General features: G+C 63.4%; 12 protein-coding genes. 7 read left to right on the top strand and 5 right to left on the bottom strand.

Going from position 1 to position 12,550, the window contains the following annotated elements; genetic code table 11:
* The first annotated feature begins 76 nt into the window (after positions 1-76).
* Positions 77-400, top strand: a complete 324-nt coding sequence (locus tag FJ979_RS20960) for a TfoX/Sxy family protein (RefSeq protein ID WP_140583373.1) — start codon at positions 77-79, stop codon at positions 398-400.
* 197 nt (positions 401-597) lie between these two features.
* On the opposite strand, the gene FJ979_RS20955 is transcribed toward FJ979_RS20960, so the two are convergent.
* Both FJ979_RS20955 and FJ979_RS20950 read right to left on the bottom strand, forming a co-directional pair.
* Entirely contained in the window at positions 598-1,515 is a 918-nt protein-coding gene (locus FJ979_RS20955) for a pseudouridine-5'-phosphate glycosidase (RefSeq protein WP_140583370.1), read from the bottom strand.
* A 46-nt stretch (positions 1,516-1,561) separates the two neighbouring features.
* Positions 1,562-2,506, bottom strand: a complete 945-nt coding sequence (locus tag FJ979_RS20950) for a carbohydrate kinase family protein (RefSeq protein ID WP_140583368.1) — start codon at positions 2,504-2,506, stop codon at positions 1,562-1,564.
* Between the two features lie 282 nt (positions 2,507-2,788).
* Here FJ979_RS20950 and recA point away from each other — a divergent pair, with 282 nt between their 5' ends.
* Entirely contained in the window at positions 2,789-3,886 is a 1,098-nt protein-coding gene (gene recA / locus FJ979_RS20945; RefSeq protein WP_010909075.1) for a recombinase RecA, read from the top strand.
* A 304-nt stretch (positions 3,887-4,190) separates the two neighbouring features.
* Complete coding sequence (alaS, locus tag FJ979_RS20940) at positions 4,191-6,857, top strand: alanine--tRNA ligase (protein WP_140583365.1); 2,667 nt, start codon at positions 4,191-4,193, stop codon at positions 6,855-6,857.
* Between the two features lie 150 nt (positions 6,858-7,007).
* Here the strand turns inward: alaS and FJ979_RS20935 are convergent, their stop codons facing one another.
* Together FJ979_RS20935 and FJ979_RS20930 are read right to left on the bottom strand one after the other, a co-directional pair.
* The gene (locus tag FJ979_RS20935; protein ID WP_140583362.1) at positions 7,008-7,634 is read right to left on the bottom strand and encodes a glutathione S-transferase N-terminal domain-containing protein; all 627 of its coding nucleotides are present in this window, start codon (positions 7,632-7,634) and stop codon (positions 7,008-7,010) included.
* Between the two features lie 86 nt (positions 7,635-7,720).
* Entirely contained in the window at positions 7,721-8,932 is a 1,212-nt protein-coding gene (locus FJ979_RS20930; protein WP_140493857.1) for an NADP-dependent isocitrate dehydrogenase, read from the bottom strand.
* 213 nt (positions 8,933-9,145) lie between these two features.
* On the opposite strand from FJ979_RS20930, the gene FJ979_RS20925 reads away from it, so the two are divergent.
* From FJ979_RS20925 to FJ979_RS20915, 3 genes are read left to right on the top strand one after another with little or no spacing between them, the layout of a single operon-like run.
* Positions 9,146-10,069: an RNA methyltransferase gene (locus FJ979_RS20925; protein WP_140583360.1), complete on the top strand. Its 924-nt coding sequence runs from the start codon at positions 9,146-9,148 to the stop codon at positions 10,067-10,069.
* Positions 10,062-10,850 carry a glutamate racemase gene (gene murI, locus FJ979_RS20920; RefSeq protein ID WP_140493853.1) on the top strand — a complete coding sequence of 263 codons (789 nt, stop codon included), beginning with the start codon at positions 10,062-10,064 and terminating at the stop codon, positions 10,848-10,850. Before FJ979_RS20925 ends, murI begins: the two co-directional genes overlap by 8 nt.
* A gap of 59 nt (positions 10,851-10,909) precedes the next feature.
* Positions 10,910-11,095, top strand: a complete 186-nt coding sequence (locus FJ979_RS20915; protein ID WP_140493851.1) for a DUF3008 family protein — start codon at positions 10,910-10,912, stop codon at positions 11,093-11,095.
* Between the two features lie 169 nt (positions 11,096-11,264).
* Here the strand turns inward: FJ979_RS20915 and FJ979_RS20910 are convergent, their stop codons facing one another.
* On the bottom strand, positions 11,265-11,471 hold the full coding sequence (locus FJ979_RS20910; RefSeq protein WP_140583357.1) for a hypothetical protein: 207 nt from the start codon (positions 11,469-11,471) through the stop codon (positions 11,265-11,267).
* 412 nt (positions 11,472-11,883) lie between these two features.
* Here FJ979_RS20910 and rpsD point away from each other — a divergent pair, with 412 nt between their 5' ends.
* Positions 11,884-12,501: a 30S ribosomal protein S4 gene (gene rpsD, locus FJ979_RS20905; RefSeq protein WP_140493847.1), complete on the top strand. Its 618-nt coding sequence runs from the start codon at positions 11,884-11,886 to the stop codon at positions 12,499-12,501.
* The last annotated feature ends 49 nt before the right edge of the window (positions 12,502-12,550 follow it).

Here is a 12,550-nt window from a genome sequence, read left to right as displayed (position 1 = left end):
CGATCCCCTTTCAATCTGTCAGCATGGTTTTGGTTGCGCCGATGACAAGGCCGAATCGCGGTGACATGATCCGCGCATGGACAATGAACGCATAGAAGAATTCTTCCAGAGCCTGGGCCCGGTCAGCATCCGGAAACTGTTCGGCGGCAAGGGCATCTATGCCGACGGCGTCATCGTCGCCATCGTGCTGCGCGGCGAATTGATGCTGAAAGCGGACGAGCAAAGCGCGCCCGACTTCGAGGCCGCCGGCTGCACGCAGTGGACCTACACCGGGTCCCGGCACGGCAAGCTGGTGGCGATGCCCTATTGGAGCATTCCCGATAGTGCCTTCGACGACCCCGACGAGATGGCGGTCTGGGCGCGGCGGGCCTATGAGGCGGGGCGAAGGGCGGGGAAGTGAAGCGCAGCCGTCGAGTTCCTTCACACCCCCCTCTGGCCTGCCGGCCATCTCCCCCGCAAGGGGGGAGATTGCCAGTTTCACTGTCGGCCTGTTTCTTCAACGTTGAAAATCGGCGAAAGCCGGTGTGACGTCTGATCTCCTCCTTGCGGGGGAGATGTCCGGCAGGACAGAGGGGGTGCCGTCCCGCCCACATCGGCCTACAGCGCCCTGGCAATCCGCGCCGCCAGCCGAGCATTGTTTTCCACCAGCGCGATGTTGGTCTTCAGGCTCCGGCCACCGGTGAGTTCGAGGATTTTGGAGAGCAGGAAAGGCGTCACCGCTTTGCCGGTGACGTTGAGCGCCTCGGCGGCCTTCTGGGCGGCCTCGATGTAGCCGGCCATCTCGCCGGCCGGGATTTCGTGATCCTCCGGCACCGGATTGGCGATCAGCATGCCGCCGCTCAGGCCCAGCGCCTGTCGCGTCTTGTAGAAATGCGCGATCTCTTCCGGTGCGTGCAAGGTCAGCGGCGCGCGGAACGGCGACTGCCGCGACCAGAAGGCCGGCATGGTCTCGCAGCCATGGCCGATCACGGGCACGCCGCGGGTCTCCAGCACCTCCAGCGTCTTTTCGATGTCGAGGATGGCCTTGGCCCCAGCCGAGACGACGATGACGGGCGTGCGCGCCAGCTCATCGAGATCAGCCGAAATGTCGAAGCTTTTTTCGGCGCCCTTGTGCACGCCGCCGATGCCGCCGGTGGCGAACACCTTTATCCCAACCATATGCGCGGCGATCATTGTGGCGGCAACCGTGGTGCCGCCGGTGCGCCCTTGCGCGACGGCGAAGCCGAGATCGGCGCGAGAGAGCTTCATGGCGTCGCCGGTCATGGCGAGCGATTCGCGTTCTCCGTCGGAGAGGCCGATCTTGATGCGGCCCGCCACCACGGCGATCGTCGCCGGCACCGCGCCGCCGTCCGCAATGATCCTTTCCACGTCGGCCGCCATGGCGCCATTGTCGGGGTAGGGCATGCCATGGGTTATGATGGTGCTTTCCAGCGCAACCACGGGCTTCCCGGCGGCCAAGGCTTGCGCCACCGGCGCGTGGACATCGATGAAGGGGCGGGCGGTGTCTGGGGTCATCTGGATCTCCAATCCGAAGTGCGGCGCATCCTTTCGGATGCCGGTCTCATGCCATTTCCTGCTCTTCGGGCACAAGAGCCAGCGCTTGCGCGAAAGTCGCCGTGGTGAAATCGGGAACGGCGCCCGCGCTTTCAATAGCCAGCGTCGCGGCGGCGACGCCCTCCCGCAGCGCCGCGCGCAAGGGCATGCCGCGCAGTAGGGCGGCGACCGTCGCGCCGGCAAGCGCATCGCCGGCGCCGGTGACGTCCACGACCTTTCTTGGAGGGGGCGGGACGACGGCAAAGCTGCCGTCGCGGTCGAAGCCCAGCACCGGGCCGCCGCCCGCCGTGACCACCGCGCTGTCGAGGCCGGCGCTTCTCAGCCCGTCGAGGACAGTTTTTTGAGAGGCGGCATCGTCAAGCCCGGCAAGCGCCACCGCCTCGCGCCTGTTCATGAAGGCGACGGCCAGGCCGCCGAGCACTGGTGTCAAGCGCACGACCTTGGCCGGTGAAATGGCAATGGCGAACACGGGCTTGCCGGCGGCAAGCGACACCAGCCGCTCCAGAGCCGCCGATGGCAGATTGGCGTCGCAAAGGACGGCATCTGCGGCGGCGATCTCCTCCCTCACCCTGGAGCGGCGGATCTGCTTTGCAAATGCCAGCTCATAAAGCGCCATGTCGGCAAAGCCGACGAGCAGTTCGCCCTCGCGGTCGATCAGCGCCGTATAGCTCGGCGTCGTGCGGTCGAGGAACACCGCGGACAGGTCGGCAATGCCTGCTTCGGCGATGGCGCGCGAAACCGTGTCGGCGGCGGCATCGCCGCCGCGCACCGACAGCAACGAGCCCGAGACGCCTCGCCGCACCGTGCTGCGCAAAGCGTTGAAGACGCCGCCGCCGACATCCTCGCGCATCGTGCCCGGGTTGGAGGCAGCCGGCACGTAAGCGCCGGACACCTGGCCGCGCCTGTCGATATGGGCGCCGCCCACCGCCAGGACTCTTGGAGATCTCACCATGCGCCGATATGACCTTTGTTGGCGGTCACGCACAAGCGCCATGCTGTGCGACGGAGCTTCGCAGGCAACAACCAGCGATTCGTGAGACCGGCACGGCGAACCAGCCTGGCCCAATATTCGGACCATGTTGGAGCCGAATCGTGAGACAAAAAAAGAACAAATCAGGATGTTGCTTATTTTTCAGATGCTTGATCCCTCTTGCCAAATGAGAACAAAAAAGGTACAAATAACCAAGGATTACGGATTGTCCGGCCTTCATTGACGACTACGGGGTGATGTATCATGGCTCAGAACAGCTTGCGGCTTGTAGAGGATAAGGCAGTGGACAAATCAAAGGCTCTGGATGCGGCGCTGTCGCAAATCGAGCGGGCTTTCGGCAAGGGCTCGATCATGCGGCTCGGCGCGAACGAGCAGGTCGTCGAGATCGAAACCGTGCCGACCGGCTCGCTCGGCCTCGACATCGCGCTTGGCGTCGGCGGCCTGCCGCGCGGCCGCATCATCGAGATCTACGGGCCGGAAAGCTCGGGTAAGACGACGCTGGCGCTGCACACGGTGGCGGAAGCCCAGAAGAAGGGCGGCATCTGCGCCTTCGTCGATGCCGAGCATGCGCTCGATCCGGTCTATGCCCGCAAGCTCGGCGTCGATCTCGAAAACCTCCTGATCTCGCAGCCTGACACTGGCGAGCAGGCGCTTGAGATCTGCGATACGCTGGTGCGCTCCGGCGCCATCGATGTGCTGGTGGTCGATTCGGTCGCGGCGCTGACGCCGCGCGCCGAAATCGAGGGCGAGATGGGCGATTCGCTGCCCGGCCTGCAGGCCCGCCTGATGAGCCAGGCGCTGCGCAAGCTGACCGCCTCGATCTCGCGCTCCAACACCATGGTCATCTTCATCAACCAGATCCGCATGAAGATCGGCGTCATGTTCGGCTCGCCCGAAACCACCACCGGCGGCAATGCGCTGAAATTTTACGCCTCGGTGCGTCTCGATATCCGCCGCATCGGCTCGGTCAAGGACCGCGACGAGGTCGTCGGCAACCAGACCCGCGTCAAGGTGGTCAAGAACAAGCTGGCGCCGCCCTTCAAGGTGGTCGAGTTCGACATCATGTACGGCGAAGGCGTGTCGAAGACAGGCGAGCTGGTCGATCTCGGCGTCAAGGCCGGCGTGGTCGAGAAGTCGGGCGCCTGGTTCTCCTACAATTCGCAGCGTCTCGGCCAGGGCCGCGAGAACGCGAAGCTGTTCCTGCGCGACAATCCCGATACGGCGCGCGAGATCGAACTTGCGCTCAGGCAGAACGCCGGACTGATCGCCGAGAAATTCCTTGAGAATGGCGGCTCCGAAGGTGGCGATGATGGGTTCGAGGATGAAGCCGGCGCGATGTAAGCGTTCGCCGGCGCAATTCAAGCGTTCGCCGGCGCGATCTAGCGTTCGGTTTATGGCCCGAGTTCGGCCATAATCCCGGTTCATCAATTTGAGCTTATGTAATCGAGTTCTGTAGTATTGCGTTTCGAACCGCCGGCCCCGTGCCGGCGGTTTGCGTTTTGGGTGGCTGGTGAACCGCGAATTGGCCGGCTTGCGTGTTTCTGGACAGGGTGCCAAGCGGCGGCTAAAAGGCCAGCTCCATCTTCTAAAGCAGAGCCCATTTTCCGCCGGTCCGGCCGGCGGCTCTCTCGAAAAGGCAGCATTCATGAGTGGCGTGAACGAGATCCGGTCGACATTTCTCGACTATTTCCGCAAGGAGGGTCACGAGGTCGTGGCGTCGAGCCCGCTTGTACCGCGCAACGATCCGACGCTGATGTTCACCAATGCCGGCATGGTGCAGTTCAAGAACGTCTTCACCGGCCTGGAGAAGCGGCCCTATTCGCGTGCCACGACCGCCCAGAAAAGCGTTCGCGCCGGCGGCAAGCACAACGACCTCGACAATGTCGGCTACACCGCGCGCCACCTGACCTTCTTCGAGATGCTCGGCAATTTCTCCTTCGGCGACTATTTCAAGGAGCGCGCCATCGAGTTGGCCTGGAACCTCATTACCAGGGAGTTCGGGCTTAAGAAGGACAAGCTGCTCGTCACCGTCTACCACACCGACGACGAGGCGGCCGGCTTCTGGAAGAAGATCGCCGGCTTTTCCGATGATCGCATCATCCGCATCCCAACCTCCGACAATTTCTGGGCGATGGGCGACACCGGGCCGTGCGGGCCATGCTCGGAAATTTTCATCGATCGCGGCGAGCACATCTGGGGCGGTCCGCCCGGCACCCCGGAGGAGGATGGCGACCGGTTCCTGGAATTCTGGAACCTGGTGTTCATGCAGTACGAGCAAGTGACGAAGGACGAGCGCATTGACCTGCCGCGCCCGTCGATCGACACCGGCATGGGGCTGGAGCGCATGGCCTCCATCCTGCAAGGCGTGGAAAGCGTGTTTGAGACCGACCTGTTCCGCCATCTGATCGATGCGGCGTCGTCCGCGCTCGGCCGCGGTCCCGACGCCGAGACCGTCGCATCCTATCGCGTCATAGCCGATCACCTGCGCTCGTCCTCGTTCCTGGTCGCAGACGGCGTGCTGCCATCGAACGAAGGCCGCGGCTATGTGCTGCGCCGCATCATGCGCCGCGCCATGCGGCATGCGCAATTGCTCGGTGCGAACGAGCCGCTGGTGTGGCAGCTGGTGCCGGCGCTGGTTCGCGAGATGGGTCAGGCCTATCCGGAACTGGTGCGCGGCGAACAGCTGATCACCGAGACGCTGAAGCTTGAGGAGACCAGGTTCCGCAAGACACTGGTGCGTGGCCTCGGTTTGCTGTCGGAGGCGACGGAAAAGCTCGGCGCCGGCGACATGCTGGACGGCGAGACGGCCTTCAAGCTTTACGACACCTATGGCTTCCCGCTCGACCTGACGCAGGATGCGCTGCGCCAGCGCAACATCTCGGTCGATCTTGCCGGCTTCACCAATGCGATGGAGCAGCAGAAGGCCGAGGCGCGTAAGCACTGGGCGGGTTCCGGCGAGGCGGCGACGGAAGCGGTCTGGTTCCCGGTGCGCGAAAAAGCCGGTGCCACCGAATTCCTCGGCTACGAGACCGAGCAGGCGGAAGGCATCATCCAGGCGGTTGTCCGCGACGGCAAGACCGTCGACAGCGCCGGCAAGGGCGAAGCGGTAGCCGTGGTCGTCAACCAGACGCCGTTCTATGCCGAATCCGGCGGCCAGATGGGCGACACCGGAACCATTTCAGGCGAAGGCTTCTCGATCGAGATTTCCGATACGCAGAAGAAGGCCGACGGGCTGTTCGTGCATCTCGGCAAGGTGGTCAGCGGCACTGCCAGGACGGGTGCCGCCGTCGAGCTGAAGGTTGACCATGCGAGGCGCTCCAGGCTGCGCGCGAACCATTCCGCGACGCATCTGATCCATGAGGCGCTGCGCGAGGTGCTGGGCACCCATGTCGCACAGAAGGGCTCGCTGGTCGCGCCCGAGCGCCTGCGCTTCGACATCTCGCACAACAAGCCCATCTCGCCCTCGGAACTCGAGGAGGTCGAGCGCATGGCCAACGAGATCGTGGTGCAGAACAGCCCGGTGATCACGCGCCTGATGTCGGTCGACGATGCCATTGCCGAAGGCGCCATGGCGCTGTTCGGCGAGAAATACGGCGATGAGGTGCGCGTCGTGTCTATGGGCACGGGCCTACATGGCGCCAAGGCCAATCGCCCCTATTCGGTCGAGCTTTGCGGCGGCACGCATGTCAGGGCAACCGGTGACATCGGCCTGGTGCGCGTCGTGTCCGACAGCGCCGTCGCCGCAGGCGTGCGCCGCATCGAGGCGCTGACGGGCGAGGCCGCGCGCAAGCATCTCGACGAACAGGACCGGCGCCTGAAGGCGGCCGCGGCAACACTGAAAATCTCGCCGGCCGACGTGCCGGCGCGTGTTGAAGCCCTGCTCGAAGAGCGCAAGAAGCTCGAGAAGGAGCTCACCGAAGCGCGCAAGAAGCTGGCGCTGGGCGGCGGGTCGCCCGCTGACGCGCCGGCCGCCAACGAGACCGTCGCGGGCGTCGGCTTCCTCGGCAAGTCGGTTTCCGGTGTCTCGCCGAAGGATCTGAAGCCGCTCGCCGATGCCGGCAAAAGCTCGCTCGGCTCCGGCGTGGTCGTGTTTGTCGGTGCGGGCGAGGACAACAAGGCGAGCGTCGTGGTCGCTGTCACCGATGATCTCGTCGGCCGCTTCAGCGCCGTCGACCTGGTGCGCGTCGCCTCCGCGGTACTCGGCGGGCAGGGCGGCGGCGGCCGGCCCGACATGGCGCAGGCCGGTGGCCCCGATGCCTCGAAGGCCGACGACGCGATTGCTGCGGTGAGGGCGGCGCTGGAGGCGGCGTGATTCATTGCAGAATTGGGGGGCAACGCTCCAGGCCGGTTGCTTCCCTTCGAGGTCGCGCGGCCCCTCATGATGGGCGGCGCGACATCAATGATCGGTTATCCGCGAAATCGTTGACCTGAATCGAATATCGCTGCGCTGCGCTGTCGCAGATCAGCCGGCCTTTTCAGTCCTGGCAAAGCTTGTCTGTTTAGCAATACAATCCCACCAGTCCTGTATGTCGGCAAAGCGAGCCAGCAGTTTGCGCCCTTCCGCCACCCTGACGAAATAGCCGATGATCGGTGCCGCATGCAGGTCGGCGAGCGTCAGTTGATTGCCGAGCAACCACGGCCCCGGGGATCTCAATGATGAGAGCACCTGAAGGACCGCTCCTGCTTGTCGTAATCCGCTGACAATCAGCGCTTCGTCAGGCGACGCCTTCTCCAGCCGCTCCACGGCGACGTCCCAGACCATGGCCCGATAGCCATAAGCGTCGAGCATGCCGATGATCTGGTTCATCCGCGCGCGGCCGCGCGGATCGTTCGGCTGCAAGGGCGGTCCGTCGAAAGCTTCATCGACATAGCGCGTGATCGCGCTGGCCTCGAACAGGCGAAAACCGTCATGCTCGAAGGCCGGGATGCGGCCGAACGGGTGGTGCTCGAAATACCAGCCGGGGATGCCCTCGGCGGCAAAGACATCGACCGGCACAAGCTCATAGTCGACGCCCTTCTCCTCCAGCGCCATGCGCGCTATGCGCACGTAAACGCTGTAGTCCGCGCCGTAGAGGACCGGTTTGGCCATGTTGCCAGTCCCTTGCTTTCGATTTCGTTGGCCCAAAAAAGCGAAGGCTCCTTCCGGAGCCTTCGGCGTGTTGAACCCGCGGGTGCCTACGCCATCGCCTTCTGCAAATTCTCGTCGATCTTGTCGAGAAATCCGGTGGTCGACAGCCAAGGCTGGTCGGGGCCGATCAGCAGCGACAGGTCCTTGGTCATGAAGCCGGATTCGACCGTCTGGATGCAGACCTTTTCCAGCGTTTCGGCAAAACGCTTCAATTCGGCATTGTCGTCGAGCTTGGCGCGGTGGGCCAGCCCTCGGGTCCAGGCGAAGATCGAGGCGATCGAATTGGTCGAGGTTTCCTCGCCCTTCTGGTGCTGGCGATAGTGGCGCGTCACGGTGCCGTGCGCGGCTTCCGCTTCCACCGTCTTGCCGTCCGGCGTCATCAGCACCGACGTCATCAGGCCAAGCGAGCCGAACCCCTGCGCCACCGTGTCGGACTGTACGTCGCCGTCATAGTTCTTGCAGGCCCAGACATAGCCGCCCGACCATTTCAGGCTGGAGGCCACCATGTCGTCAATCAGGCGGTGCTCGTACCACAGCTTCTTGGACTTGAACTCGGCCTCGAACTCAGCCTCGTAGACCTCCTGGAAAATATCCTTGAAGCGGCCGTCATAGGCCTTGAGGATGGTGTTCTTGGTCGAGAGATAGACCGGGTAGTTGCGCAGCAGGCCGTAGTTCAGCGAAGCGCGGGCGAATTCGCGGATCGACTCGTCGAGATTGTACATGGCCATGGCGACGCCGGCGCCGGGCGCGTCGAACACGTCGTGCTCGATCACCTGGCCATCCTCGCCGACGAACTTGATCGTCAGCTTGCCCTTGCCGGGAAAACGGAAATCGGTGGCGCGGTACTGGTCGCCATAGGCGTGGCGGCCGACGATGATCGGCTTGGTCCAGCCGGGTACCAGCCGCGGCACGTTCTTCATGATGATCGGCTCGCGGAAGATGGTGCCGCCGAGGATGTTGCGAATGGTGCCGTTCGGCGATTTCCACATCTTCTTCAGCTTGAATTCCTCGACGCGCTGCTCGTCGGGCGTGATGGTCGCGCATTTCACGCCGACGCCGTATTTTTTGATGGCGTTGGCCGAATCGACGGTCACCTGGTCGTTGGTGGCGTCGCGATGCTCGATGCCGAGGTCGTAATATTCAAGCTTGAGGTCGAGATAAGGGTGGATCAGCTTGTCCTTGATGAACTGCCAGATGATGCGGGTCATCTCGTCGCCGTCGAGTTCGACGACCGGGTTCGCCACCTTGATCTTCGCCATGGAAAGAATGCCTCGTTGCTGGGAAATGGGACGGCCTTGCCCGCGTGGCGTTCGGCCGGGGATGCGCCCCTATATCAAAGCGTTTTTGGCCGCGCAAACGACGATCGGTCACGAAAGCGAAGCGATCGCCCCGCCATTTGCGAATGGTTCATTTTCGCGGCCGAATATGGCAGGGGACGCTGAAATGCCGCAAACAGCAGTTCATTGACAATCATGCCCGTCACCAAAGATTCCGATACCGCTTCAGTCGCCAGCCCCGCCATCATCCTCGTGGAGCCGCAGCTCGGCGAGAATATCGGCATGGTTGCGCGCGCCATGGCCAATTTCGGCCTGGTCGAACTTCGCCTCGTCAACCCGCGCGACGGCTGGCCGAACGAGAAGGCGCGGGCGGCGGCCAGCCGCGCCGACCATGTCATCGACGCCGTCAAGGTTTTCGACGATCTCGCCACGGCGATGGCCGACCTGAATTTCGTTTTCGCGACCACCGCAAGGCAACGCGACGGCTTCAAGCCCGTGCGCGGGCCGGTCGAGGCGGGCAGGGTGCTCCGGGCTCGCCATGGCATGGGTCAGCGAACCGGCATCCTGTTCGGCCGCGAGCGTTTCGGCCTCTATAATGACGAGGTTGGCCTCGCCGACGAGATCGTCACTTTTCCGGTCGATCCCGATTTTTCCTCGCTCAACATCGCCCAGGCCGCGCTTCTCATGTCCTACGAGTGGATGAAATCCGGCCTCGAGGACGAGACCAAGACCAACTTTACGGGTCCGGACATGAAGCCGGCCAGCAAGGAAGAACTGCACGGCCTGTTCGCCTATCTCGAAGGCGCACTCGAAGCGCGCGGCTATTTCCGGCCGGCGCCGAAGAAGCCGAAGATGGTTGACAATCTGCGCGCCGTATTGACCCGGGCGGGATTTGCCGAGCCGGAGCTCAAGGTGCTGCGCGGCATCATCTCGTCGCTGGACAGGTTCTCGCCGGCGATGCCGCGCGGCGACGGCTCTCCGGGAGATGATCCAAGGCGGCTTCCGGCAGCGGCGCGCGCCGGCGGTCCCGGCCGCAAGACCAATGCGGATCGTCAGGTGGCCGATGACGACGACAACCCCGCGCCGCCGCTCGGCGGCAAGGGAACCGACAATGACTGATCAGCCGATCCTGATGTTCGATTCCGGCATTGGCGGGCTGACTGTGCTGCGCGAGGCGCGCGTGCTGATGCCCGACCGCCGCTTCGTCTACATCGCCGACGATGCCGCCTTCCCCTTTGGCGCCTGGGAGGAACCGGCGCTGCGGGTCCATATTCTCGACCTGTTCGGCAAATTGCTGGACCGGTTCGCCCCGGCCATCTCGGTCATCGCCTGCAACACCGCCTCGACGCTGGTGATCGATGCGTTGCGCGAGAGATTTCCCGGCCATCCCTTTGTCGGCACCGTGCCTGCGATCAAGCCGGCGGCGGAGCGTACCCGCTCCGGCCTCGTCTCCGTGCTGGCGACGCCCGGCACGGTGAAACGGCAATACACGCGCGACCTGATCAGCAAATGGGCGCAGAAGTGCCATGTCCGGCTGGTCGGTAGCGACCGCCTGGCGGGGCTGGCCGAAGCCTATATGCGCGAAGGGTTCGTCGACGAGGAAGCCGTGCGCGCCGAGATCTCCCCGTGTTTCATCGAGCGCGACGGCATGCGCACCGACATCGCCGTGCTCGCCTGTACGCACTATCCTTTTCTGGTTAACCGCATGCGCAAGACCGCACCCTGGCCGGTCGACTGGATCGATCCTGCCGAAGCGATCGCCCGGCGGGCGATGTCGCTGCTGTCGCCGGTCAATGGGCCGTTGCCGCATGGTGAGCCGGACATCGCGGTCTTCACGTCCGGCAAGGCGGATTTTGCCACCAGCCGTTTGATGCAGGGCTTTGGACTGGCGGTCGCCTGATTTCCGGAACATTGGCGAGGCCGTTTCGTTTTCTCCCAGGCAATGAAGGGAGAAAAACCATGCCTGCCACCTCGAAAGCCCAGCAGAAGGCCGCCGGCGCCGCATTGTCGGCCAAGCGCGGCGAGACCAAGAAGAGCGAGCTCAAAGGCGCTTCCAAAGGGATGTACGAATCCATGAGCGAAAAGCAGCTCGAGGAATTCGCCGAAACCAAGCGCAAGGATCTGCCGGAGAAAAAGAAGCACTGAGGGAAGCGCCATTTGGCAACGCCCTTTGTGAAGGGCTCGTCCAATGGCAAGAAATAGGCCCGCGACGGGGTCGCAGGCCTTGGTGTTATTGTCTGGTCAATGGCCGACGTAATCAGCGCCAGTGGCGGCTGTTAGCGCCAGTGGCAGCTGTTAGCGCCGGTGGCAGCTGTTAGCGCCAGTGGCAGCGTCGCACTTTTTGGCGAATGACATGGCGGTTACCATGGCGCCAGACGACGCGCTTCTTGACCACGATCCGGCATACCTGATGAGGCCGGTGACCTTGCCAATGCCTGGCCATCGCCGGCTCCGGCGTGATGACGGCCATCGATCCGGCCAACACCGTCGCACCAGTCAGGCTTAGAAAGAACTTCTTCATCCGAATTCGGGCTCCTCTGCTCAAGTCCCTTCCTGGAGCGGTTCAGCTTCAGGGAATCGCCGCCCCGCTCCGATTTTTTACACAATCCCGGGTAGAAACCGCTAGCGCTTTCCGGGAATTGTTCTAATAGCGCGGGCGGCGCCAGTTGGAACCTTGACATCGGTTAAATCTCTGTTTAACAGCGCTCCCAACACCGGGCCGCAACGCCCGGTGGTTTGTTTTGCATGCGCAAGACCCCGACGGAAGCCAGTCTGTTTTCCAAGGTCTTGTTTGAACTGACGTGTCCCGTGGGTTTTTCGCCGCGTTGCGTGGAAAAACCCTGTCAGGTCTCGAAAACGGAGGCCAGAGGAGGGCGCGTTTCCTTCACCCGGACCATGAGGCTCCGGGTTATGTTGTTTTGAAAGGGAATGCGATGAGCAAGCGCGAATCCGCGAAGTACAAGATCGACCGCCGTCTCGGCGAAAACATCTGGGGCCGCCCGAAGTCCCCGGTCAACAAGCGTGAATACGGCCCCGGCCAGCACGGCCAGCGCCGCAAGGGCAAGCTTTCCGATTTCGGCCTGCAGCTGCGCGCCAAGCAGAAGCTGAAAGGCCACTATGGCGACGTTTCGGAAAAGCAGTTCCGCAAGGTCTATGAAGAGGCCGATCGCCGCAAGGGCGACACCTCGGAGAACCTGATCGGCCTGCTCGAGTCGCGTCTGGACGCGGTCGTCTATCGCGCCAAGTTCGTTCCGACCATTTTCGCCGCCCGCCAGTTCGTCAACCACGGCCACGTCAACGTCAACGGCAAGCGCGTCAACATCGGCTCGTACCGCTGCAAGCCGGGCGACGTCGTCGAAGTGCGTGAAAAGTCGAAGCAGCTGGTGATCGTCCTGGAATCGGTCGGCCTCGCCGAGCGCGACGTGCCGGACTACATCGAAGCCGATCACAACAAGATGACCGCGACCTTCTCGCGCATCCCGGGCCTGGCGGACGTTCCGTTCGCCGTCCAGATGGAACCGAACCTCGTCGTCGAATTCTATTCGCGTTAAGCGAAGGCTTTTTGCGAGACCGGAAGGGGCCGCCCATCGAGGCGGCCTT

Source organism: Mesorhizobium sp. B1-1-6 (assembly GCF_006443035.1).
Lineage (GTDB): Bacteria > Pseudomonadota > Alphaproteobacteria > Rhizobiales > Rhizobiaceae > Mesorhizobium.
This window is presented reverse-complemented; position numbering and strand designations above follow the sequence as displayed.